This is a genomic window from Enterobacter sp. SES19 (assembly GCF_011765665.1).
Classification (GTDB): domain Bacteria; phylum Pseudomonadota; class Gammaproteobacteria; order Enterobacterales; family Enterobacteriaceae; genus Enterobacter; species Enterobacter pseudoroggenkampii.
The window spans coordinates 1619682-1643528 of the sequence record NZ_CP050320.1 but is presented as its reverse complement, the minus strand read 5'-3'; the positions used below and the strand labels follow the sequence as shown (position 1 = coordinate 1643528).

The 23847-nt window shown below is 55.9% G+C and carries 18 protein-coding genes; 7 read left to right on the top strand and 11 right to left on the bottom strand.

Features of this window, described 5'->3' with window-relative positions; genetic code table 11:
• On the top strand, positions 1-792 hold the full coding sequence (gene ssuC, locus GXP72_RS07685) for an aliphatic sulfonate ABC transporter permease SsuC (RefSeq protein ID WP_090417509.1): 792 nt from the start codon (positions 1-3) through the stop codon (positions 790-792).
• Entirely contained in the window at positions 789-1559 is a 771-nt protein-coding gene (gene ssuB, locus GXP72_RS07680) for an aliphatic sulfonates ABC transporter ATP-binding protein (RefSeq protein WP_090417511.1), read from the top strand. Before ssuC ends, ssuB begins: the two co-directional genes overlap by 4 nt.
• A 49-nt stretch (positions 1560-1608) precedes the next feature.
• Here the strand turns inward: ssuB and pepN are convergent, their stop codons facing one another.
• A complete protein-coding gene (gene pepN / locus GXP72_RS07675; protein WP_208763695.1) occupies positions 1609-4221 on the bottom strand; it encodes an aminopeptidase N in 2613 nt (870 codons plus the stop codon).
• A gap of 254 nt (positions 4222-4475) precedes the next feature.
• Between pepN and pncB the strand changes: the two genes are divergently transcribed.
• The 4 genes from pncB (at position 4476) to aspC (ending at position 10317) form a co-directional block, all read left to right on the top strand.
• Positions 4476-5678 carry a nicotinate phosphoribosyltransferase gene (pncB, locus tag GXP72_RS07670; RefSeq protein WP_048991015.1) on the top strand — a complete coding sequence of 401 codons (1203 nt, stop codon included), beginning with the start codon at positions 4476-4478 and terminating at the stop codon, positions 5676-5678.
• Positions 5679-5844: 166 nt separating this feature from the next.
• Positions 5845-7245: an asparagine--tRNA ligase gene (gene asnS, locus GXP72_RS07665; protein ID WP_024907781.1), complete on the top strand. Its 1401-nt coding sequence runs from the start codon at positions 5845-5847 to the stop codon at positions 7243-7245.
• Positions 7246-7850: 605 nt separating this feature from the next.
• Entirely contained in the window at positions 7851-8942 is a 1092-nt protein-coding gene (locus tag GXP72_RS07660; RefSeq protein ID WP_023615888.1) for a porin, read from the top strand.
• A 184-nt stretch (positions 8943-9126) separates the two neighbouring features.
• A complete protein-coding gene (gene aspC / locus GXP72_RS07655; protein ID WP_024907783.1) occupies positions 9127-10317 on the top strand; it encodes an aspartate transaminase in 1191 nt (396 codons plus the stop codon).
• A gap of 50 nt (positions 10318-10367) precedes the next feature.
• On the opposite strand, the gene GXP72_RS07650 is transcribed toward aspC, so the two are convergent.
• The 7 genes from GXP72_RS07650 to cmoM all read right to left on the bottom strand — a co-directional run bounded on the left by GXP72_RS07650 (position 10368) and on the right by cmoM (position 21005).
• On the bottom strand, positions 10368-11015 hold the full coding sequence (locus tag GXP72_RS07650) for an MBL fold metallo-hydrolase (RefSeq protein WP_208763694.1): 648 nt from the start codon (positions 11013-11015) through the stop codon (positions 10368-10370).
• Positions 11016-11035: 20 nt separating this feature from the next.
• The gene (locus GXP72_RS07645) at positions 11036-11587 is read right to left on the bottom strand and encodes a YcbK family protein (RefSeq protein ID WP_208763693.1); all 552 of its coding nucleotides are present in this window, start codon (positions 11585-11587) and stop codon (positions 11036-11038) included.
• Positions 11588-11761: 174 nt separating this feature from the next.
• The gene (ldtD, locus tag GXP72_RS07640; protein WP_024907785.1) at positions 11762-13585 is read right to left on the bottom strand and encodes a L,D-transpeptidase; all 1824 of its coding nucleotides are present in this window, start codon (positions 13583-13585) and stop codon (positions 11762-11764) included.
• Between the two features lie 178 nt (positions 13586-13763).
• The gene (gene mukB / locus GXP72_RS07635) at positions 13764-18215 is read right to left on the bottom strand and encodes a chromosome partition protein MukB (RefSeq protein ID WP_157188859.1); all 4452 of its coding nucleotides are present in this window, start codon (positions 18213-18215) and stop codon (positions 13764-13766) included.
• Positions 18215-18919: a chromosome partition protein MukE gene (gene mukE / locus GXP72_RS07630; RefSeq protein WP_008499954.1), complete on the bottom strand. Its 705-nt coding sequence runs from the start codon at positions 18917-18919 to the stop codon at positions 18215-18217. The genes mukB and mukE overlap by 1 nt, the downstream gene beginning before the upstream one ends.
• Positions 18900-20222: a chromosome partition protein MukF gene (gene mukF / locus GXP72_RS07625; RefSeq protein ID WP_208763692.1), complete on the bottom strand. Its 1323-nt coding sequence runs from the start codon at positions 20220-20222 to the stop codon at positions 18900-18902. The genes mukE and mukF overlap by 20 nt, the downstream gene beginning before the upstream one ends.
• A gap of 3 nt (positions 20223-20225) precedes the next feature.
• Positions 20226-21005, bottom strand: a complete 780-nt coding sequence (cmoM, locus tag GXP72_RS07620) for a tRNA uridine 5-oxyacetic acid(34) methyltransferase CmoM (protein WP_032649174.1) — start codon at positions 21003-21005, stop codon at positions 20226-20228.
• A 124-nt stretch (positions 21006-21129) separates the two neighbouring features.
• Here cmoM and elyC point away from each other — a divergent pair, with 124 nt between their 5' ends.
• Positions 21130-21909 carry an envelope biogenesis factor ElyC gene (elyC, locus tag GXP72_RS07615; RefSeq protein WP_061715637.1) on the top strand — a complete coding sequence of 260 codons (780 nt, stop codon included), beginning with the start codon at positions 21130-21132 and terminating at the stop codon, positions 21907-21909.
• On the opposite strand, the gene GXP72_RS07610 is transcribed toward elyC, so the two are convergent.
• The 3 genes from GXP72_RS07610 to ycaR form a co-directional block, all read right to left on the bottom strand.
• Complete coding sequence (locus GXP72_RS07610) at positions 21886-22779, bottom strand: YcbJ family phosphotransferase (protein ID WP_023311002.1); 894 nt, start codon at positions 22777-22779, stop codon at positions 21886-21888. The genes elyC and GXP72_RS07610 overlap by 24 nt on opposite strands.
• A gap of 142 nt (positions 22780-22921) precedes the next feature.
• On the bottom strand, positions 22922-23668 hold the full coding sequence (gene kdsB, locus GXP72_RS07605; protein ID WP_090417527.1) for a 3-deoxy-manno-octulosonate cytidylyltransferase: 747 nt from the start codon (positions 23666-23668) through the stop codon (positions 22922-22924).
• Entirely contained in the window at positions 23665-23847 is a 183-nt protein-coding gene (gene ycaR / locus GXP72_RS07600; protein ID WP_006174474.1) for a protein YcaR, read from the bottom strand. The genes kdsB and ycaR overlap by 4 nt, the downstream gene beginning before the upstream one ends.

The window sequence follows — 23847 nt, the reverse complement described above, 5'->3', positions numbered from 1 at the left end:
ATGTCTGCCACCTCACAAAAATGGCTGCTGCGCGCCGCGCCGTGGTTTTTACCCGTCGGCATTGTGGCACTCTGGCAGCTCGCGTCATCCACCGGCTGGCTGTCGAGCCGTATTCTGCCCTCCCCGGAGGGCGTCGTAGAAGCGTTCTGGTCGCTGAGCGTGAGCGGTGAGCTGTGGCAGCATCTGGCGATCAGCTCCTGGCGCGCCGTGATTGGGTTTTCCATCGGCGGCGGCATCGGTCTGGTTCTGGGCCTGATCAGTGGCCTTTCCCGCTGGGGCGAGCGGCTGCTGGATACCTCTATTCAGATGCTGCGCAACGTGCCGCATCTGGCGCTGATCCCGCTGGTTATCCTGTGGTTTGGGATTGATGAGAGCGCCAAGATCTTCCTCGTGGCGCTGGGCACATTGTTCCCGATCTACATCAACACCTGGCACGGGATCCGCAATATCGATCGCGGTCTGGTGGAGATGGCGCGCAGCTACGGCTTATCGGGTTTTTCTCTCTTTATACACGTGATCCTGCCGGGTGCCCTGCCCTCCATTATGGTCGGGGTGCGTTTTGCGCTCGGCCTGATGTGGCTGACGCTGATTGTGGCGGAAACCATCTCAGCCAACTCTGGTATTGGCTATCTGGCGATGAACGCCCGCGAATTCCTGCAAACGGACGTGGTGGTGGTTGCCATCATTCTGTATGCCCTGCTCGGCAAACTCGCCGACGTTAGCGCCCAGTGGCTGGAGCGCAGCTGGCTGCGCTGGAACCCGGCCTACACCCTTCAGGAGGCGAAAGCATGAATACTGCACGACTGAACCAGGGAACACCGTTACTGCTGAACGGCGTGACCAAACGCTACGGCGAAAACACCATTCTTAACGGACTGGATCTGCATATTCCCGCCGGACAATTTGTGGCCGTTGTCGGGCGCAGCGGCGGCGGCAAGAGTACCCTGCTAAGGCTGCTGGCCGGACTGGAAGCCCCCAACGGCGGTGACATTCTGGCAGGAACAACGCCGCTTTCGAATATTCAGGACGATACCCGCATGATGTTTCAGGACGCGCGGCTGCTGCCGTGGAAAACGGTTATCGACAATGTCGGGCTCGGTCTTAAGGGCAGCTGGCGGGATGAAGCCCGCCAGGCACTGGCCGCCGTTGGGCTGGAAAATCGAGCCGATGAATGGCCTGCCGCCCTCTCGGGTGGGCAGAAGCAGCGCGTGGCGCTGGCGCGGGCGTTGATTCACCGTCCTGGCCTGCTGCTGCTTGATGAACCGCTCGGCGCGCTGGACGCCCTGACGCGGATCGAAATGCAGGATTTGATTGGATCCCTGTGGCAGGCGCACGGCTTTACGGTACTGCTGGTGACGCATGACGTGAGCGAAGCCGTCGCGATGGCGGACCGGGTGCTGTTAATAGAGGACGGGAAAATCGGTCTGGATCTGACGGTGGATCTTCCGCGGCCTCGTCGCGTGGGCTCGGCAAGACTGGGGGAGCTCGAAGCTGAGGTATTAGATCGAGTGATGAAGCGCGGGAGCACGGAGTTACAGCGAGCTAAGGCTAATGCCTGATGCCCTCACCCCGGCCCTCTCCCACAGGGAGAGGGAGGGTTAACTTATATTACGCTAACGCTTTAGCAATCTTCTCGTACAAATCACCAGACAGATTTTCCAGCCCTTTCAGCTGCTCAAGCGCGGCACGCATCTTCGCCTGACGCTTCGCATCGTAACGCTTCAGACGGATCAGCGGCTCAATCAGGCGCGACGCCACCTGCGGGTTACGGCTGTTCAGCTCGGTCAGCATTTCCACCATGAACTGATAACCGCTGCCGTCTTCGGCGTGGAACGCCGCCGGGTTGCTGCTGGCAAACGCGCCAATCAGCGAACGCACGCGGTTTGGGTTGCTCAGGGTGAAAGAACGATGCTTCAGCAGGCTGCGTACGTTGCTGAGTGCATCGGTCGCCGGGCTGGTCGCCTGCAGGATGAACCACTTGTCCATCACCAGACCATCCTGATGCCACTTGTCGTCGTACTCCTGCATCAGCGCATCGCGGCAAGGCAGTTCAGCAGCAACGCTTGCGCCCAGCGCGGCCAGGGCGTCTGTCATGTTATCCGCCTCGTGATACTGCTTGCTCACCAGGGTGTTCGCCAGCTCGGTTTCACCAAACGCCAGATAGCGCAGGCAGGTGTTGCGCAGAGAACGTTTACCAATGTCCGCGTGCTCAACGCGATAAGCGTCAAGCTTGTTGGCGTTATAAATGGCGAGGAACTCGTCCGCCAGTTCAGTAGCCAGCGTACGGGTCAGCGCTTCACGCACCGCCACGATCGCGATCGGATCGATAATCTCGAACAACTCGGCGATTTCAGTCGCTGACGGCAGAGTCAGAATTTCAGCGGCCAATGCAGGGTCAATCTTCTCATCCAGCAGGATCGCGCGGAACGCGTCAGCCACATGGACAGGCAGCGACAGCGGCTGGCCCTGCTGATGACGGTTTACGTTGAGCTTGATGTAGGTCGCCAGCAGGCTTTGTGCGGCATCCCAGCGGGAGAAGTCGTTACGCGCGTGACGCATCAGGAACGTCAGCTGCTGATCGCTCCACTTGTACTCCAGCTTCACCGGCGCGGAGAATTCACACAGCAGCGCAGGCACCGGCTGGAAGTAGACGTTATCGAAGATAAAGGTCTGCTCGGCCTGGGTCACGTTCAGCACGCTGTGTACCGGGTGGCCGCCCTTCTGCAGCGGGATGACTTTGCCTTCGTTATCGTACAGCTCAATGCTGAACGGAATATGCAGCGGGTATTTCTCTTCCTGCTCTGCCGTCGGCGGCGTGCGCTGGCTGATGGTCAGCGTGTACTGCTCGGTTTCCGGATTATAGTCGTCTTTGACGGTAACAATCGGCGTACCGGCCTGGCTGTACCAGCGGCGGAAGTGAGAGAGATCGACATTAGAGGCATCTTCCATTGCCTGCACAAAATCGTCGCAGGTGGCCGCGCTGCCGTCATGACGCTCGAAGTAGAGCTGCATCCCTTTCTGGAAGTTCTCTTCCCCCAGCAGGGTGTGGATCATGCGGATAATTTCGGCGCCCTTCTCGTACACCGTCAGGGTGTAGAAGTTGTTCATTTCGATGACTTTATCCGGACGGATCGGGTGCGCCATTGGGCTGGCATCTTCCGCAAACTGCAGGCCGCGCATGGTACGCACGTTGTTGATGCGGTTTACCGCGCGTGAACCCAGATCGGAGCTGAACTCCTGGTCACGGAAGACGGTCAGGCCCTCTTTCAGGCTCAGCTGGAACCAGTCGCGGCAGGTGACGCGGTTGCCGGTCCAGTTGTGAAAATATTCGTGGCCGATGACGCGTTCGATATCGAGGTAGTCTTTGTCCGTTGCGGTATCGGTACGCGCCAGCACGTATTTGGAGTTAAAGACGTTCAGGCCTTTATTCTCCATTGCGCCCATGTTGAAGAAATCGACGGCGACAATCATATAGATGTCGAGATCATATTCGAGGCCGAAGCGCTCCTCGTCCCACTTCATGGAGTTGATGAGGGAGGTCATCGCCCACGGCGCGCGGTCAAGGTTGCCGCGGTCAACAAACAGCTCCAGCGCCACCTCACGGCCTGAGCGCGTTTTGAAGGTGTCGCGCAGCACGTCGAAGTCCCCCGCCACCAGCGCAAACAGGTAGCACGGTTTCGGGAACGGATCCTGCCACTGTACCCAGTGACGGCCGTTCTCCAGCTCGCCTTCACCTACGCGGTTACCGTTGGAGAGCAGGAAGGGATAGAGGGTTTTATCGGCGATGATTTTGGTGGTGAAGCGCGCCAGGACGTCCGGGCGGTCGAGATACCACGTAATGTGGCGGAACCCTTCCGCTTCACACTGGGTACACAGCGCCACGCCTGACTGATAAAGCCCTTCCAGCGCGGTGTTGGCAGCCGGGCTGATTTCATTCACGATGCGCAGCGTAAACTGTTCCGGCAGGTTGTCGATGACCAGCTGGTTGTTTTCTTCTTTATAGTCTGACCAGGCTTCATCATTAATATGCAGGGAGACCAGCGTCAGGTCTTCACCATCCAGACGCAGCGGCACCGCAGTTGCGCTGTGGCGCGTCACCTTGCTTACCGCCGTGACAACGGTTTTAGTGGCATCCAGGTCAAAAGTCAGATCGATTTCGCTAATCAGATAATCCGGCGCACGGTAGTCGTGGCGGTATTTGGCTTGTGGCTGTTGTGTCATAGAAAACCTTATGCATCGTTTGTCGAGTAACGTTTCAATATATTCCTGTTGCGCAAAACGCGCTATGCAGAATGTTCATCTTTTCAGGGTCAAAACCTTTTTTTGCTACATTTGTATAACACGGGGCACAAAATGCCCTCGACCATAAAACGCGCTTATGTTGTGATCGGGGTTCAATAAATCACTAAACAAGGTATACTCCGGAGTTGTTTATTGTACTAAACGCTCCTGTGAGAGGATGCTACTGCGCACCTATGACTCAATTCGCTTCTCCAGTTCTGCATACGTTGCTGGATACCGACGCGTATAAACTGCATATGCAGCAAGCCGTTTTCCACCATTACTATGACGTTCATGTCGCGGCGGAATTCCGCTGCCGTGGCGACGACTTGCTCGGTATCTACGCAGACGCCATTCGTGAACAGGTCAATGCTATGCAGCATCTGACGCTGCAGGACGAGGAATATCAGTGGCTTTCTGGCCTGCCTTTCTTCAAAGCCGACTACCTGAACTGGCTGCGCGATTTCCGCTATAAGCCGGAGCAGGTCACCGTGCTTAACGATAACGGCAAGCTGGATATTCGCCTTGAAGGTCCATGGCGGGAAGTGATCATGTGGGAAGTGCCGCTTCTGGCGGTGATCAGCGAACTGGCTCACCGCTACCGTTCGCCGGAAACGGGCGTCGAGCAGGCGGTCGCCGCGCTGGAAAATAAACTAGCTGCCTTCTCCACGCTGACCGAAGGGTTAGACATGTCCCGCTTCCGCCTGATGGACTTTGGCACCCGTCGTCGTTTCTCGCGCGACGTTCAGGAGGCCATCGTTAAACGTCTTCAGCAGGAGCCGTGGTTTGTAGGCACCAGTAACTACGATCTGGCACGTCGCCTTAGCCTGACGCCAATGGGTACCCAGGCGCACGAGTGGTTCCAGGCGCATCAGCAGATCAGCCCCGATCTGGCTAACAGCCAGCGCGCGGCACTGGCCGCATGGCTTGAGGAGTACCCGAATCAACTCGGGATCGCCCTCACCGACTGTATTACGATGGATGCCTTCCTGCGCGACTTTGGTCCCGAGTTCGCTGAACGTTACCAGGGATTACGCCACGACTCCGGGGATCCGGTTGAATGGGGCGAGAAGGCCATTGCCCATTACGAGAAACTCGGCATTGATCCGATGAGCAAGGTGCTGGTCTTCTCCGATAATCTCGACCTGGCGAAAGCGGTCGAACTCTATCGCCATTTCAACACCCGGGTGAACCTGAGCTTCGGGATCGGAACCCGTCTGACCTGCGATATTCCTCAGGTAAAACCTCTGAATATTGTCATCAAACTGGTGGAATGTAACGGCAAGCCGGTGGCGAAGCTCTCCGACAGCCCGGGCAAAACCATCTGCCATGACAAAGCGTTTGTTCGCGCGTTGCGCAAAGCCTTCGATCTTCCTCAGATCAAAAAAGCCAGTTAAGCGCTTACGGGAGCCTTTATGGCTCCCCTCTTCTTATTTATTTCTTAATTCTTCTCTTTTGACTGCGAAATTTACTTGTCTGATAGCGGATGGCAGGTAACATAGATATCCCCCCATAAGGGTGGACAAGTGTTTATTTTTTCCGACTATTAACAGAGAGAATATTATGAGCGTTGTGCCTGTAGCCGACGTACTCCAGGGCCGTGTCGCCGTTGACCAACAGGTCACCGTGCGCGGATGGGTGCGTACCCGCCGAGATTCTAAAGCTGGCATCTCCTTCCTTGCCGTCTATGACGGTTCCTGCTTTGATCCTGTACAGGCCGTCATTAATAATTCTCTGCCCAATTACAATGATGACGTTCTGCGCCTGACGACGGGCTGTTCCGTTATTGTCACCGGCGTGGTTGTGGCATCCCCGGGCCAGGGTCAGAGTTTCGAAATTCAGGCCTCAGCCATTGAAGTCACCGGCTGGGTTGAAGATCCGGATACCTACCCGATGGCAGCAAAACGTCACAGCATTGAATACCTGCGTGAAGTGGCGCACCTGCGTCCACGTACCAACCTGATTGGTGCGGTGGCGCGCGTGCGTCATACGCTGGCGCAGGCGCTGCATCGTTTCTTCGACGAGCAGGGTTACTTCTGGGTGTCTACCCCGCTGATCACCGCGTCCGACACAGAAGGTGCGGGTGAGATGTTCCGCGTCTCGACGCTGGACATGGAAAACCTGCCGCGCACGCCGGAAGGTAAAGTGGACTATGACAAAGACTTCTTTGGTAAAGAAGCTTTCCTGACGGTATCCGGTCAGCTCAACGGCGAAACGTACGCCTGTGCGCTGTCTAAGATCTACACCTTTGGCCCAACCTTCCGTGCCGAAAACTCCAACACCAGCCGTCACCTTGCGGAATTCTGGATGCTGGAGCCGGAAGTGGCGTTCGCCGACCTGGACGATGTTGCAGGTCTGGCGGAAGCGATGCTGAAGTATGTATTCAAAGCGGTGCTGGAAGAGCGTCCTGACGACATGAAATTCTTCGCAGAACGCGTAGACAGCGATGCTGTGGCGCGTCTGGAGCGTTTTGTGTCTGCCGACTTTGCGCAGGTGGACTATACCGACGCGGTGGCGATCCTCGAGAAATGCGGTGAGACGTTCGAGAACCCGGTTTACTGGGGCGTTGACCTGGCGTCTGAACACGAACGCTATCTGGCCGAGAAACATTTCAAAGCGCCGGTTGTCGTTAAAAACTACCCGAAAGACATTAAGGCCTTCTATATGCGCCTTAACGAAGACGGTAAAACCGTGGCAGCGATGGACGTCCTGGCGCCGGGCATCGGTGAAATCATCGGTGGCTCTCAGCGTGAAGAGCGTCTTGACGTGCTGGACGCGCGTATGGAAGAGATGGGGCTCAACCCAGCTGACTACAGCTGGTACCGCGATCTGCGTCGTTACGGTACCGTACCGCACGCCGGTTTTGGTCTCGGCTTCGAGCGTCTGATCGCCTACGTTACCGGTGTTCAGAACGTTCGCGACGTGATTCCATTCCCACGTACACCACGTAACGCCAGCTTCTAATCGGTAAAAACTAAAATGGCCAGCCTGTGCTGGCCATTATTTTATTCTGCATTGTCAGTTTTCGTCAGCGCAAAGTCAGCATCTTTAAACCTTCACCCCGTCACAACCACTACCTGTTACGTTTTGTTTCCGCGAAATATCCAGCCACAAAAAATAAACCCCATTCTTATTGCGATTATTACACCCTCAAGCGATAGCACAAATTTCAACCACTTTTTCAGCCATCCAGAAGTCTTTCTGGAGTCATAAGAAAAACTGAGTCGTTTAGCCTCTGTTTATATGAATCGCCGTTATCTCAATTAATCATAAGGAATTCATATATATAGGATATGTCCTGTCGCTTAATTCGCCAGGGCACTCTGAAGTTTGAGGTGGTTCACAAAGTTCCCAAAAATAAATATTTAGTTACACATATTTTCTTTCGGTTACTTAATCTTGAGAATTGTAGCACTTTCAGGCTAGCGAAACGCTTCGCCGAATGGAAAGATGCCTGTCAGATACATAAAGACACCAAACTCTCATCAATAGTTCCGGAAATATTTATTGACAGAATTTATTGACGGCAGTGGCGAGTGTCATAAAAAAACCAATGAGGGTAATAAATAATGATGAAGCGCAATATTCTGGCAGTGGTTATCCCTGCTCTGCTGGTAGCTGGTGCAGCTAACGCTGCAGAAATCTATAACAAAAACGCTAACAAGCTGGACTTCTACGGTAAAGCTGTAGGTGAGCATCAATGGACTACTAACGGTGCATCTAATAACAACGATACCACCTATGCCCGTATCGGTTTCAAAGGTGAAACCCAGGTTAACGACCAACTGGTAGGTTACGGCCAGTGGGAATACAACATGGACGCTTCCTCTCAGGAAGGTGCTCAGGGTACCAAAACCCGTCTGGCTTTCGCGGGTCTGAAAGCGGGTGAATACGGTTCATTTGATTACGGCCGTAACTACGGTGTGTTCTATGATGCGCTGGCTTCAACCGATATGCTGGTTATCTGGGGTGGCGACTCTCTGGCCGCAACTGATAACTTCATGACCTCACGTAGCACCGGTTTAGCTACCTACCGTAACTCTAACTTCTTCGGTCTGGTTGATGGTCTGGCACTGGGCCTGCAGTACCAGGGTAAAAATGAAAACGGCCACACCACTTCTCGCCAGAACGGCGATGGCGGCAGCTACTCTCTGGGTTATGACTTCGCAGACGGCTTCAACGTAACCGCGGCATACACCAACTCTGACCGTTCCACTAAGCAGACTGCCGATGGTAAAGGTGAACGTGCTGAAGGTTGGGCAACGTCACTGAAATATGATGCGAACAGCGTATACGCATCTGTTATGTACGGTGAATCCCGTAACATGACTCGTGAAAACGATGACGAATTCGCGAACAAAACGCAGAACTTCGAAGCTGTGGTTCAATACCAGTTCGACTTTGGTCTGCGTCCATCCATTGGCTATGTGCAGTCTAAGGGTAAAGACCTGACAGGCCGTACTGCTAACGGTGCTACTTTCGCAGGTGGCGATGCTGATCTGGTTAAATACATCGAAGTGGGTACCTGGTACTACTTCAACAAGAACATGAACGTTTATGCTGCGTACAAGTTCAACTTGCTGGATGAGAATGATTACACCCGTGCAACAGCTCTGTCTACCGACGACCAGGCTGGTGTTGGTATCGTTTACCAGTTCTAATCAGAACACCACTTTGTTATATGCTTAATGAACAGGGCTTCGGCCCTGTTTTTTTATGTGTGATAGAAAATAATGGCGACTTTTGAAAAGCCGCACGCTTTTCGTCGCAAACGGTTGGCATTTTGTAAATCTACCGTTAACCTGATAGCGGATTTCACTTCTGTAATCACAATGGAACTTCGTCATGTTTGAGAACATTACCGCCGCTCCTGCCGACCCGATTCTGGGCCTGGCCGATCTGTTTCGTGCCGACGACCGCCCTGGCAAAATCAACCTGGGTATTGGTGTATATAAAGATGAAACCGGCAAAACTCCGGTACTGACCAGCGTCAAGAAAGCTGAGCAGTATCTGCTGGAAAACGAAACCACCAAAAACTACCTCGGTATTGATGGTATCCCTGAATTTGGTCGCTGCACCCAGGAGCTGCTGTTCGGTAAAGGCAGTGCAATTGTGAGTGACAAACGTGCCCGCACAGCACAGACCCCAGGCGGTACCGGTGCGCTGCGAGTGGCGGCGGATTTCCTGGCGAAAAACACCTCTGTTAAGCGTGTCTGGGTGAGCAACCCAAGCTGGCCGAACCACAAGAGCGTGTTTAACTCTGCGGGTCTGGAAGTGCGTGAATACGCCTACTACGACGCGGCAAACCACTCTCTCGACTTTGACGGCCTGCTGGCGAGCCTGAGCGAAGCACAGGCGGGTGACGTGGTGCTGTTCCACGGCTGCTGCCATAACCCAACCGGTATCGATCCGACGCTTGAGCAGTGGCAACACCTGGCGAAGCTGTCCGTAGAAAACGGCTGGCTGCCGCTGTTTGACTTTGCCTACCAGGGCTTCGCCCGTGGTCTGGAAGAAGATGCCGAAGGCCTGCGCGCGTTCGCAGCCGTGCATCAGGAGCTGATTGTCGCTAGCTCCTATTCCAAGAACTTCGGTCTGTACAATGAGCGTGTGGGTGCCTGTACGCTGGTTGCTGCTAACGAAGAGACCGTCGATCGTGCGTTCAGCCAGATGAAATCGGTTATCCGCGCTAACTACTCTAACCCACCGGCACACGGTGCGTCTGTTGTTGCCACTATCCTGAGCAACGATGCGCTGCGCGCTATCTGGGAACAAGAGCTGAACGATATGCGTCAGCGTATTCAGCGCATGCGCCTGCTGTTTGTGAACACCCTGGCTGAGAAAGGCGCGGACCGCGACTTCAGCTTTATCATCAAACAGAACGGCATGTTCTCGTTCAGCGGCCTGACCAAAGAGCAGGTTCTGCGTCTGCGTGAAGAGTTTGGCGTGTACGCCGTGGCCTCTGGCCGCGTGAACGTTGCAGGCATGACGCCTGACAACATGGCGCCACTGTGCGAAGCGATTGTCGCCGTACTGTAATTTTCGCCCATAAAAAAAGCCTGCGTTATGCAGGCTTTTTTTTATTCGGGTTACCAGACAGGGATTTCATCCTGAAGGAACGGGTTATGGAGCCGTTCATAGCCCAGCGTCGACATCGGACCGTGTCCAGGAATAAACGTCACATCATCACCCAGCGGCAATAGCTTCTGTTTAATCGACTGAATCAGCTGCCCGTGATCGCCGCGAGGAAAATCACTGCGTCCTACGCCGCCTTTGAAAATCACATCGCCGGAAATCAGCAGACGAGACTGGTCATCAAAGAAGGCAATATGGCCTGGCGTATGTCCAGGACAATGCAACACCTGTAAAGTCACATTCCCTACGTTAACGCGTTCTCCTTCGTTCAGCCAGCGATCGGGCGTCAGGGGCTGACACTCATCAAGGCCAAACATGCGGCTTTGGGCGGGTAACCCCTGCAGCCAGAACTCATCTTCTTTTTCCGGACCAATCACCGGCACACCATAATGTTGTGCCAGTTCTGCCGCTGCGCCAACATGGTCAAGGTGACCATGCGTCAGCAATATTTGCATCAGCGTGGCACCGCTGTCGGCGACTTCCTGCTTGATCTTCTCAGCGTCACCGCCGGGATCGACAAGCGCGGCCAGTTTAGTCTGTTCGCACCAGATGAGTGAACAATTCTGGGAGAACGCGGTAACCGGAATAATACGATAGTTCATACTGCTCCTGTGTTTCGTTATTACCAGTGCCGAACCGGACCGGTATCAATATGCACAAAGTTGCTGCTGGGGTAATATCCTACACCACCTGCGCGCATAGATAACGCAGCTTTGCGAATATTGGCTAACGAAATGCCCTCAATATGGAAATCCATTGCCTGGCCCTTCGTGTGATAGCTTTTTTTCGCTACCCCGCGACTGTGGGCGCGCAGTTCATTGTTGGTATCAATCGAGCGATAGCCAGAAATGAGCTGCACCGGCTTGCTGGTGCCCAGCAGGCCCTGAAGGCGGAAAATCTGATCAAACAGTCCAGGATCGATGGCTTTTATTTTATTCGCGCGGAAATCACGGAAAAAATGGTTAAGTCTTGCTAATTCATCCTGAATATAGCCTCTGCCATCGAAAAACTCCGCTTTTAGCGACTCACCGGTATGAAGATTGTTGAGCGTTAAAACTCGCGGACGAGGTGTCGAGAGGGTGGCAAATGCTGGCGTCGGCAGGATGGCCGCTGCGCCGAGCGCAACGCCACCTAACGCCAGCAGTTTGCGGCGATTAGCGTCAAATTTGTCCATGATAATCAGGTCTACAGGTAAAAGAAATCGTAATATGCTTAGCGCACGAAGGGCACCATAACTGGCAAAACCAGGTACGTCAAGGCGCCCAACCCCAGTGAATACGCGGCTTGCAGCGATATAGCCCCTTATTCACCATAACTTACGACAATCATTTTTCCCGAACTGCTTCATTTACCTGATTAATTGTTCCGCTTTTGGCAAAATTTGTGCGCCGGATCGCGCGGTGAGATCATAATTGTAAATATCTGTACGATACTGGGTACGCCCGTCCTCGCCCACAAACGCCGTCAGATAGTAAAGATTGACCGGAATATTGTGGCGAATATTAACGTAACGCGTATCCCCCTGCTTCAGGGCATCCGAAATACGCGTATCGTTCCAGCCCGCATCCTGAAGCAGCATATTGGCCAGCTCCGAGGCTTTGTTCACGCGCACGCAGCCAGAACTCAGCGCGCGGGTATCTTTCTGGAACAGGTTGTGGTTCGGCGTATCGTGCAGATAGATAGCTTCTGAACTCGGCATATTGAATTTGTAGCGCCCTAAAGAGTTATGCGCCCCGGGAGCCTGCTGGAAACGGAACGGCAGATTTGACGCTGTGATCGTCGACCAGTCGACCATATAAGGATCGATGGCCTCTTTACTGTTCCATCCACGCATCACCGTATAGCCATGACGTTCCAGATAACCCGGGTCGTTCCACACCTTCGGCAGAATGTCTTTTCGCGCCAGAGTCGGCGGTACGTTCCACGGCGGGTTTACCACCACGTTATTCAGCGCGCTGCTCATCATCGGTGTTTTGCGATCCGGACGCCCGACAATCACGCGCGACGCCAGTTTTTCGCTACCGTCCTGGTAATAGACCAGGGAATACGCCGGGATGTTAACCATAATCCCGGTAGAGAGCGTTCCCGGCAGCAAGCGCAAACGCTGGATATTGAGCGCCAGTACCCCTGCCCGCTGCGCAGGCGATACGTTCAGCCAGTCACGCGTCGTCTGGCCAATGACGCCATCGGCCCCCAGCCCCTGAGCGGCCTGGAATTGCTTAACGGCCGCAACCAGCTCGCGATCGTAAGCCGCGGGTTTGTCGCTCAGGACAACGGCTTTCTTCTCTTTCACGGGAGCTGACGGGCTGACGGCGACGTTTTGTGGATCATCACCCGGGAGAGCAATCTTTGGCCCGCCTTCCAGAATACCGGAACGCACCAGGATCTCGCGCAGGGCGGGCACATCGCTGCTCCACTGCCCCGGACGCAGCGTCGCGGTACCGCGCATTTGCGGCCACGGACGCGTGTCACCCACCAGCGCGAGGAGCGACTGGTGCAGAGTGGCATATTGTGGGTGCGTCGGTGCCAGGCTGGCGATAAAGCGCGGCAGTTCGCCATTATCCAGAGCTAGCTGCCATTGATTAATCACCGACAGCGCTGGCGTCGCCAGTTTGTAAGGTTTATCGCTGTACAGCCAGCGGTTGCCATTGACAGGAATACCCGCCACGAACTGCAGGTAGCCCATCATGGCATCGGAAAGCACCACGTCCCGCGCCTGCCCGGTGACAGCAGGATCGGTTAACAGCTCAACCCATTTTGTAAACTGCGGCTGAAACCCTGCAATCGCGACCTCCGCCAGCTGTTGCTGGAAGGCGCGCACGGCATCGCGGTTTTCCCACATCGGTTTCATATCGCGGGCAGCATAGAGGAGCGTGAGCTGATTGATATAGACAGGCGTGTAGCCTGACGGTAGCCCCAACTGCAGCTGCTGACTGAGCGATTCGGCGTCGATGCCTTCCGGCAGCGGTTTAATACCGGCCATGACAGCCGTCGCAGGAGACTGGTCCAGCGGCTGGGACAACGACGTTGGCTGCGCGCCTGTCGTTGCCGAGCTGTCAGTCGGCACAATTTCAGGCTCGTCGGCCTGGGCGGTTAACAGCGGAGCAAACATCACTGCCAGGCACAAACTCAGCGCAGACAGCTGACGACCACATTCTTTCTTAAGCAACATCCCTTGCCCCCTGTTTTCACGACATGCCCATCACGTTGGGGCTTTCTTTCATTATAGGTAGACGGCTAAGCTGTTGCCTTACCTTATGTAAAGAAGTTTAAAGATAACGCAGCCCTAAGCACAAGTTAAGTTTAAAAAAAAAGCGGCGCCAGGGCGCCGCTTTGGGTCAGAAGATACTTCAGGAAGCGTCGGCTGTGGTTTCCGGCAATGACTCTGGCGGCTGCGGCGCAAAGCCACGCAGCCCCACAACGTGAACGTGTTCGCTGTTCTGGAACACTTTACGCACCAGCTTGTAGGTAGTGCCTTTCTCGGGGCTGATGTTCTCCGGCGCCGCAATAATGAGCTGCATATCGAGACGTTCGCAAAGTTCGAACAGCGTGGCAATGGAGCGGGCATCAAGACGCGCGGCCTCATCCAGGAACAGCAGTCGGCATGGCGAGATGTCTTTGCCGCGCAGACGGCGCGCTTCATCTTCCCAGCTCTGGACAACCATCACCAGAATTGACATCCCGGTACCGATCGCTTCACCGGTTGAGAGCGCCCCGGATTCCGCACGCAGCCAGCCGTCTGAGCCACGGTTTACCTCAACCTCCATTTCCAGGTAGTTACGGTAATCCAGCAGCTCTTCACCGATGGTTTGCGGCGTACGCTGGCCCATATCAATCTGCGGGTTCAGGCGCTGATACAGCTTCGCCAGCGCTTCGGAGAAGGTCAGACGGTTGCTGTTGAACAGATCCTGATGCTGCTCGTGCTGCTCAGACAGCACTTCCAGCAGCGTCGCGTGGGCTTCACGCACGTTGACGTTGAGGCGCACGCTGTTCACCTGGCCAAACGACACGCTCTGCAGGCCCTGGTTCAACTGGCGGATACGGTTCTGTTCACGCTGAATGGTTTTACGAATAATATTCGCTACGCTGCGGGAGCTGATCGCCAGCTTCTGCTCGCGGGAGGTCAGCTCCTCCGTCAGGCGACCCAGCTCGATTTCCATCTGTTCGATGGCTTCAACCGGATCGTCGGTACGGATGATGTCCTGACGAATACGTTCGCGCAGGTGCTGGTAAACCGCCACGAAGAACTGGATTTTACGTTCCGGACGTTTTGGATCCTCCGACATACGCAGCACGTCGCGCAGGTGTTCGTTATCCGCCACCGCCAGACGCAGCGCACCCAACGCCTTATCCGACATGGAACGCAGTTCGTCGGCTGAGAGATATGCCAGTTCACGGCGGTGCAGACGACGCTCAACGTTATTGTCTTTCACCATGCGCATCACCGCGCACCAGCCCGCCTTCGCGGTCACAACCTGCTCACGCATCTCAAAGTAGTCGCGCTCCAGCTTGCGCAGGCGACGGGTCAGGTTATCCATTTCCGCTTCGCAGAAGGTCAGCGCTTTTTCCAGCTGATTACGACGCGCACGGTTATTGCTGAGCTGTGCATGCAGCTCGTCACGACGAATACGCGCGCGCTCTTCTGCCCCGCTGTCGGCACGCACGCCGATGTCCTGAAGCTCTTTCTGCAGATCGTTTAACAGCTCTTTCTTGGTGTCGAAGGAGCTTTTCAGCGAGGCCAGCACCTGGTTGTACTGGTTCAGTTGAGCGGAGTGGCTGCGCATTGCTTCACGGGCGCGAGTACGTTCAGCTTCCGCCTGCTCAAGGCGCTGACGCAGTTTTTCGTTCAGGTCGCTGTTACCGCTCAGCATTTCAGCCGAATCGGAGTAGCCGAAGTGGGCGCGACGCTGCACCACCTCCGTCAGGGCAAACGCCTGCTGACGCGCCTCGCGCTGCACCTGCTGTGACCAGGCATAATCTTCTTTTAACTGCTCGAACTGTTCCGGGTCGCTCTGCAGTACAGATACGACGGGCTCCAGCTTCGCCAGCTGATTGCCGTGCTGCTGAACGAAACGCGCGGCTTCCTGCGCTTCATCCAGACGCTCCTGGATCTCGTCCACGCGATCGGCCAGCGTGTCATCCGCCAGCAGATTCAGGCGCGGCAGAATGCGGTTAAGGGCCGCGACGCCCTCTTTCGCCTGCTCGAACTGGACGCGGCTCTGCTGGTTGTCGCTTTCATGACTGGCAATGGCACGTTCCAGCTCGCCACGGCGGGTATTGAGCTTGCGAATTTCCGCTTCCGGGTCAGCTTCAAAGGCCACGGCCAGATGGCTGCCGATAAAGCGGCTGAACGCCTGATGCAGACGCTGGGTTTTCTGCACGTCAAACGACAGCGTCGCAAAACGTTCAGACAGCGTTTCACGCTCGGCGTGCAGGCTTTCGATGCGGCTTTCGCGCGCGGCGCGGCCAAACAGCGGCAGCTCAGGGAAGCGGGAATAACGCCACTGGCGATCGGCGATTTTCACCACCACCGCTTTTTCCAGCTCATCGACGCTGAAGACGCTGTCATCGAACGACTGCGGATCCCCTTCGATCAGATAGAGGTCTTCCGGGCAATCTTCCAGGCCGGCAAGCTGCTCAGAAATCAGCGACAGATCCGGGACCACAATCGCGTTACGGGATGGACCGTACAGCGCGGAGAAGTACGGGGCATCGTCAAGGCCAACGTCGTCATAAATCTCGGACAGCAGCACGCCGCCAAAACGCTCCGCCAGGGCATTGAGGCGCGGGTCTTCCGCACCGCCCGGCTGGCTTAAGCGTTCAATTTCTTCGTCGACTTCACGCTTGCGCGTGCCGACTTCGTCACGCTCAACAATGGCTTCGCGCTCGCGCTCCAGCAGCTGCTGCAGGTATTCGGTCACTTCCTGGCTGGATTCGAACTGCTCGCCGCACTGTTCGCTGAGCTGATTCAGGCTGCTTTGAGCCGCCAGCCAGACCGGCGCTCGTTGCAAGAGCGTCTTCGAACGGGACTGAATCTGCTCCAGCTCCTGACGCAGCGTCATACGCTGTTCGCTGGCGTTTGATACCGTATCGGACAGGGCCGCGATACGCGCTTCCAGCTCCTGATGCAGGGCCTCAAGCTCGTCGAAATCGTAATTTTTCCCCTGACGCTTGCAGAACTCCGCCAGAAGACGCTCGGCCTCCTGCTGCTCTCGCAGGCGCTGTTCCAGCTCGTTCAGACGCATGCGCAGCGGCTGAACCTGTTCGGCCAGATGGCGCTGGTTCACACCGTCGCGCAGCAGTTCACGGGCAACGTCCCAGGCTTCGTTACGCGCCAGCGGGCCGTTAATCGCGACGACCAGCTGATAAGCCTGCTCAAACTGGCTGTGCGCCGTTTGCGCGACGCTCATTTTCTGTTCGAGGGACAGCAGCTTCTCGGTGGCTTCCTGTTCTTTGGCCTGGAAGGTATCCAGCCACTCGTCGGCGCTATCCGGCGTCAGGTCAGGCAGATGGCACAGCTCTTTCGCACGCTGTAATGCCTGCAATGCCTGGGTGTACTGAATCGCTCGCGTCTGCTGCACGTCAAGTGCCTGCTGGTAATCGGCAAGCTGGCTTTTCAGCTCATCCACTTCCAGCTCGGCCGCTTCGGCGCGGGCTTCGTTCTCTTCCTGCATGTCGGCGGCTTCGGCCACCACTTCATTTTGCTCTTCGAGACGAATTTGCAGCTCGTCGAGATCCGCTTCATAGCGCTCGATTTTTTCCTGCTGACGCAGCGCGGTTTGCACCAGATTCAGGTGATCGCTGGCGGCCTGGTAATCGGCTTCCAGGTCGCCTTCTGCACCGTTGTGCTCACCCAGCTCGCGCGCCATTTCGACGTGCTTGTACTGCTCGGCCACCAGCTGTTTACGCGAGGTAAACAGCTCGCGGCGATATTCTAATGCCTGATCAAGATGCACGCGTCGCTCGTTGGCGTGACGCATGTAGTCCGCCGCCACATAGTTGGTGGCTTCGCTGATCAGGTGTTTAAACAGGTCGCGGTCGGACTGGGTAACGCGAATCGCTTCCAGCGTCATGCGGTTTTCACGCAGCGCCGCTTCCATATCCTGGAAGGCCTTACGTACGCCGCTGTTTTCCGGCAGCAGGTAGTCGCGCAGGGAGCGGGTGATGGCGCTGGAGATACCGCCATAAAGGGACGCTTCGATCAGGCGATAGTATTTGCTACGGTCTGATGCCGAGCGCAGACGACGCGCCACCACGCCCAGATCAAACATCAGCGCATGGTAGTCGGTAATCGAGTTGAACTGTTTGAACTGCACGCCTTCGATCGCTTCGAGCTTATCTTTCAGCTCCTGCAACGTCAGCACACGCGCCTGACGTTCGTTCAGGGTTTCCGTCAGCAGCGCCGTCGGCTGCACGGACGTTGGCAGCCCCTGGATCGCAAACGGTTTGATATCCACTTTACGGTCGCGGCCAGCAACCTGCTGCAGGCGTACGCCCACCACCACACGCTGATGACGGGAGTTAATGACGTCCAGAACCGAATAACAGACGCCGGCCTTCAGCTTCCCGTGCAGGCCTTTATCACGGGAACCGCTTGTGGCCCCCGCTTCGGTGGTGTTACGGAAGTGAAGCAGCGTCAGGTCAGGGATCAGCGCCGTGACAAAGGCCGCCATGGTGGTGGATTTACCCGCTCCGTTACCGCCGGAGAGCGTCGTGACCAGCTCATCCAGATCGAACGTTCGGGCAAAGAAGCCGTTCCAGTTAATCAGCGTCAGTGAGCGAAATTTACCGCGTTCAATCATTACTCTTCCTCCCCGCTATCCGGCAGATTCTCTTCATGCTCATCATTGAGCTGCAAATGGTTTTCCACCGGCATCGCTTCACCGTCGCGGATCATGCGAAGCTGCGCTTCACGCGCGTCATCGCCCGCACGCACGTCGGCGCCAAAGCGGAAGACAGATTCCGTGATGCGGAATTTGCTGCTGTCATGGCCCATAAACCAGACCATCCCCAGACGACGCAGACGGTTCAGGGAAGAGCGAACCTTTTCCTGTAATTTCTGACGGTCAAGATCCGACCCCGTGGAGCGGTTGTTCACCAGCTTGAGCAGTTTGCTCTCATCTGCCAGCGTCAACAGCTCGTCGTAAAGTTCCTGCTGGGTGAAGATCCCTTCATTCGCCAGACGTTCCGGGCTGAGATAGAGGTAGCAAAGAATTTTGCCGACCATCATATCCAGCTCCGAGAGCACGGAACGCGGAATCAGCGTCGTGGAGCGTGGACGCAGGTAGAAAAACCCTTCCGGCGCGCGAATAAGCTCCACGTTGTAGCGTGCGTAAAACTCTTCCAGGTACTCCTGGAAGTCCATCAAAAAGGCGTGATTATCCAGCTCGTCTAAGCCAATGTGACGACCGGCACGCAGCTGGCTGTCCAGCGCCGGAAATAACGGATTCGCCAGCGCCTGTGCCAGCTTAACCGGCATCACTTGTTCAATATTTGTCAATGACATGCGCCTGTACCTTGGCTCCGTAATCGTTAATTGGCTGCCACTTCGGCGGCAGTCCGGTGAAATCTGCTTGCGCGACGCCCAGGCGCACCGCCTGGTCTACCACAATGCGGGCAACGTCGAAGTGGCGCGCGCGCGGATATTGCGCCAGATAGTCGCGCACCACGAGCCCAAGATCCAGCGGCACTTGTCTGGTTTTGTAGACAGCGAGCTGTTCTTCGATCATCGCCGCAAGCTGCTCGCGAATTTCGTTAAATTCTTCGTATTCCAGATCCGGTGGCAGTTCACCGGTCACCTCTTCATCGCGCAGCGCCATCTCTTCGTCGCGCATATCCAGCAGACGATCGGCATTGGCGTAGGTCAGCGCCCACGGCGCATCGAAATAGGTCTGCACCGACTGACGCAGACGCTGGGCAAAGACGCGGTTTTTATCCATATCAATCGCGGTACGGATAAATTTATGCACGTGTCGGTCGTAGCCGATCCACAGGTCGATCGACTGCTGGCCCCAGCTGATGATACGGTCCAGCTTGCTCTGCAGGTCGAACACTAAACGATCGATAAAATGCAGATCGTCGTGCGCCAGCGTCGCGTCCTGGATGCGCAGCAGGTTCGCCTGCAGCTTATCCCCTGCGGCTTCCAGCGTATCCTGCAGCTCACGCAGCGTACCGGAGGTTTCTGACAGCAGAAGTTCACAGCTGGAGATGGCCGCTCGCCAGTCTTTATTCAGCAGCTGTGCGATATCGTCTTTCACCTGCTGCTGCTGTTCGTCCATCAGACGCTGGGTCAGATCGATACTGTCGAAGATTTCCGCCACCGAATATTTCAGCGGTGCATAGACGTTTCGGTGCCAGTGGAATTCGTCACCGTCTTCATCTGCCGCATCGGCGGCGCGCTTAAGCTCACCCGCCACGATCGACAGCTGCATGGAAAGACGCAGCGTGGAAAATTCACGCTGGCGGATATAATAATCGGTGATGCCGATGCCCAGCGGCGTCAGGCGATAGATGGCGTTTCCTTCCGCCTGCTCGCTGGTAAAGCGGTTCAGCAGACGTTGACGCACCATATCGTTGATCGCGTTGTTGGCACGCACGCTAATGGTTTCGCTGGTTTGCTCAAACGCATCACTGACGTGGCGGAACGCATCCACCAGTTCACCCTCGCTCATTTCACCATCCAGCCGCTCGCCATTCAGCGTGGCGACCGCCAGCAGGAAAGAGAGTCTGTCTACCGGCAGCGAGATGGAGAAATCGTTTTTCCTGGCCCAGGCAACCAGTTCGGGGACTGTCTGGGAAAATTCACTCATAGGTTATCCTTGCATCTGCGGCTTGTGCGCGGTGACGTGAATATAGCGGCCAAGGCTGACAAAAGGCTCCTGACGGCAATACCGCGTTTCCAATTCTGTTAAGGTGTCAAAACAGTCACGCTGTTTGTGTTTTTCACGCAGATAATCATGAAACACCCTGACGCCCGTCTTCCCGACAATCTGCCAGCCAATCGCTTCCAGCCAGCCATAAACCTGCTGTGGATCGCGCGGATAGTCCGGGGAAAGCGTGCGCTTTTTCTTTTTGGGCATCCCGACCTGAACATAGTCGAAGTTTCCCGCAACCATGTTGTGCATCAGGAAGCCGTTAGCATTGTAGAACATCAGCGACAGCGTGCCGCCCGGGCGCAACATCGACCACAGGGTTTGTAACACGCTTTGCGGATCGGCAACCCACTCCAGCACCGCATGAAACAATATCAGATCAACCTGGGTTTCCAAATGCTGCGCGATGTCCTGAGCGGCGCATTGTATAAAATGCATGTTGTCGCTCACACCTTTCTCTTCTGCCGCACGCGTCGCGCGGGCGACCATTTCAGCAGAAAGATCGCAAAGCGTGACGTGATGGCCGCGCTCGGCCATTTTTATCGCCGTCTGCCCTTCACCGCCACCGGCGTCCAGCACGCGCAACGTTTGACCGCCAAAGGTAGCCAGAATGGTGTCCAGATCCTGCCAGAGGATCGTCTGACGGAGCTGCCCTTTCGTGGTGCCATAAATGTTGCGCGAAAACTTTTCCGCGATGTCATCAAAATTGCGATCCCGCATTGGGAGAGTTCCACTCGCTAACTGCAAAACCGCTATTTTGTCACACCCGCGCGGAGAATGAACCTCTCTGGTGTAATATCACCGGTAATCACCTGCTATATGGTCAAAAAAGGAACCAAAAAGGATGCTTTTTACCCTTAAGAAATACATTGGAGGGATGATGCTTCCCCTTCCGCTGCTGCTCATCATCATCGCACTGGGGCTGGCGCTGGTGTGGTTCAGTCGCTTTCAGAAGAGTGGCAAAACGCTTATCACGCTCGGCTGGTTTATCCTGCTGCTGTTGAGCCTGCAACCGGTCGCGGATGGTTTGTTACGCCCCATCGAAAACAAGTACCCGACATGGCAGGGAAATCAGAGAGTGGCGTACATCGTGGTACTGGGAGGCGGATATACCTGGGATCCTGACTGGGCCCCCAGTTCAAACCTGATCAACAACAGCCTGCCACGGCTAAACGAAGGCATTCGCCTGTGGCTGGCGAATCCGGGATCAAAAATGATCTTCACCGGCGCGGCGGCCAAAACGAACCCGGTGAGTACGGCTGAAGCGGGCGCCAGAGTCGCGGAATCGCTCGGCGTACCGCGTTCCTCCATTATCACCCTGGACAGCCCAAAAGATACCGAAGAAGAGGCTGCCGCAGTGAAGCAGGCGATTGGCGATGTCCCGTTCTTGCTGGTGACCTCCGCCTCGCACCTGCCACGCGCGATGATTTTCTTTGAGAAGCAAGGCCTGCACCCGCTTCCCGCACCGGCAAACCAGATGGCTATCGACGCGCCGCTCAACCCGTGGGAACGGGCGATACCGTCCCCGGCGTGGCTGATGCATAGCGATCGCGTCGGTTATGAGACGCTCGGACGCCTCTGGCAGTGGCTGAAAGGATCGTCAGGCGAGCCAGGGCAGGAGTGATTTTGTTGCCAGATCGAAGTTTGCGCGATTAAAACGTCCGGTATTGACCAGCTGCGCAACTTCGTCCCAGAGCAGATAAAGCCAGCGCCGCCAGAGAAACGCTTCTGCAACGGGCGCGCGTTGAAGGTAATGCCACAGTAAACCTTCCGCCGCCCCGCTGTCGCTGAGCCTGAACAGCTCGTATTCGCGCGGAGCCCAGAGCATGATCCCCGGCCCCAGCATCGCCAGAAGCTGATCGCTGCGGGAGTCTTTGAGCATGCTGCGCAGGGTGAAATTACCGTGGATCAGCACGCAGTTGTCATTAAAACCGTCGAACAGCGCCGGTAAGCACTCGCGGGTACGAAACAGAATTCGCTTATCCTGCATGGTCAAACCGGTATTGTTGAACTGGTTAAGCGTCCCCCACAGAACCTCAACCCGCTGGCGATACCACAGCGGCCACAGGTTTTCCTGAGTGCTGTCGACCGGACCGACAAGTCCGCGGCTATCCTGACGGTGCCAGGCCAGCAGCGCCTCGACAATCTGGTCTTTTAACTGCTCCCAGCGCTCCGGCGTGCGCGCGGGCGCTTCAACGGGCACGCCGCGCAAGCGCTCAATCAGCAGTACATCCGGGCCGGGATGTTCCTCATGGGTCATCACGCCGTACACCGTCGGCATACGGACGGTTCCCTCCCGCGCCAGCATCGACATTTTCCAGGCAAGCTGCCTGGCCACACCCGGTGAGGTGAAACTTCTGGCCATCAGCGGCATTGGGTTGCCCTGACTGTCATACAACGACCAAAGCGCGGTATCGGCCTTTTCACTCACGCATTCGACACGGCTTAATTTCTCACCCAGCAGATGGCTAAGTTCGGCACGCAGCTGTTCCATATGAGATTACCCCCATTAAGACTACTGCTTTTATAATGAGCGTCCTGAAGGAAGATGTCACCCGGAAGAGATCAATTAGGGAAAAGAAAGGGAAATTAACGAGGAGAGGAACATCCCCCCGTCAGGAGGGATGCAGGCGGTATTAGCGCAACTCAGCGCGAACGCGCTCAAGATCTTCCGGCGTGTCAACGCCCGTACCAGGCACTTCGCTGGCAACGGCAACGTGAATTTTTTCGCCATACCAGAGCACGCGAAGCTGCTCCAGCATTTCGATATGCTCCAGCGGACTCGGCGCCCAGGTCACATATCGACGAATAAAACCGGCCCGATAGCCGTAGATCCCAATATGACGCAGGAAGGTATCGCCGATGGTCTCTTTAGAGAGCGCAAAGCGATCGCGATCCCACGGGATCGTGGCGCGGGAGAAATAGAGCGCATAGCCTTCGGCATCCATGACCACCTTCACCGCATTCGGGTTGAACGCCTCTTCCGCATGGTGAACAGGCACCGCGAGCGTCGCCATACCGACCTGACGCTGCGCCAGGTTTTCTGCCACCTGACGGATAATCACCGCCGGGATCATCGGCTCGTCACCCTGCACGTTAACGATGACCGTATCATCACTAAAACCACATTTCTCAACCACTTCCGCCAGACGTTCGGTCCCGGACTGGTGATCGGCGCGGGTCATGCATACCTCACCGCCTGCCGCCTCAACCGCACGGGCGACGTCGGGATGATCGGTAGCAACAATCACACGGTCGGCACCGGATTCCCTTGCACGCTCAAGGACATGCACAATCATTGGCTTGCCGTTGATATCTACCAGCGGTTTACCCGGCAGACGCGTAGACGCGTAGCGCGCAGGAATAATGACAACAAAACTCATGGTTTGCTCTCTTCTGCCACCAGGGAACGCGCTTCATTTTCCAGCAGTACCGGAATGCCGTCACGCAGCGGGAAAGCCAGGCTGTCCAGCTTGCAAATCAGCTCCTGTTTGTCCTGGCTGTAGTAGAGTTTGCCGTTGCATACCGGGCAGGCAATAATTTCAAGTAAACGGTGATCCAT

What these genes read in the sequence shown, in the direction of transcription:
- ssuC (WP_090417509.1), top strand. Translation starts at nt 1, where the DNA reads ATGTCTGCCACCTCACAAAAATGGCTGCTGCGCGCCGCGCCGTGGTTT.
- ssuB (WP_090417511.1), top strand. Translation starts at nt 789, where the DNA reads ATGAATACTGCACGACTGAACCAGGGAACACCGTTACTGCTGAACGGC.
- pepN (WP_208763695.1), bottom strand. Translation starts at nt 4,221, where the DNA reads ATGACACAACAGCCACAAGCCAAATACCGCCACGACTACCGTGCGCCG.
- pncB (WP_048991015.1), top strand. Translation starts at nt 4,476, where the DNA reads ATGACTCAATTCGCTTCTCCAGTTCTGCATACGTTGCTGGATACCGAC.
- asnS (WP_024907781.1), top strand. Translation starts at nt 5,845, where the DNA reads ATGAGCGTTGTGCCTGTAGCCGACGTACTCCAGGGCCGTGTCGCCGTT.
- GXP72_RS07660 (WP_023615888.1), top strand. Translation starts at nt 7,851, where the DNA reads ATGATGAAGCGCAATATTCTGGCAGTGGTTATCCCTGCTCTGCTGGTA.
- aspC (WP_024907783.1), top strand. Translation starts at nt 9,127, where the DNA reads ATGTTTGAGAACATTACCGCCGCTCCTGCCGACCCGATTCTGGGCCTG.
- GXP72_RS07650 (WP_208763694.1), bottom strand. Translation starts at nt 11,015, where the DNA reads ATGAACTATCGTATTATTCCGGTTACCGCGTTCTCCCAGAATTGTTCA.
- GXP72_RS07645 (WP_208763693.1), bottom strand. Translation starts at nt 11,587, where the DNA reads ATGGACAAATTTGACGCTAATCGCCGCAAACTGCTGGCGTTAGGTGGC.
- ldtD (WP_024907785.1), bottom strand. Translation starts at nt 13,585, where the DNA reads ATGTTGCTTAAGAAAGAATGTGGTCGTCAGCTGTCTGCGCTGAGTTTG.
- mukB (WP_157188859.1), bottom strand. Translation starts at nt 18,215, where the DNA reads ATGATTGAACGCGGTAAATTTCGCTCACTGACGCTGATTAACTGGAAC.
- mukE (WP_008499954.1), bottom strand. Translation starts at nt 18,919, where the DNA reads ATGTCATTGACAAATATTGAACAAGTGATGCCGGTTAAGCTGGCACAG.
- mukF (WP_208763692.1), bottom strand. Translation starts at nt 20,222, where the DNA reads ATGAGTGAATTTTCCCAGACAGTCCCCGAACTGGTTGCCTGGGCCAGG.
- cmoM (WP_032649174.1), bottom strand. Translation starts at nt 21,005, where the DNA reads ATGCGGGATCGCAATTTTGATGACATCGCGGAAAAGTTTTCGCGCAAC.
- elyC (WP_061715637.1), top strand. Translation starts at nt 21,130, where the DNA reads ATGCTTTTTACCCTTAAGAAATACATTGGAGGGATGATGCTTCCCCTT.
- GXP72_RS07610 (WP_023311002.1), bottom strand. Translation starts at nt 22,779, where the DNA reads ATGGAACAGCTGCGTGCCGAACTTAGCCATCTGCTGGGTGAGAAATTA.
- kdsB (WP_090417527.1), bottom strand. Translation starts at nt 23,668, where the DNA reads ATGAGTTTTGTTGTCATTATTCCTGCGCGCTACGCGTCTACGCGTCTG.
- ycaR (WP_006174474.1), bottom strand. Translation starts at nt 23,847, where the DNA reads ATGGATCACCGTTTACTTGAAATTATTGCCTGCCCGGTATGCAACGGC.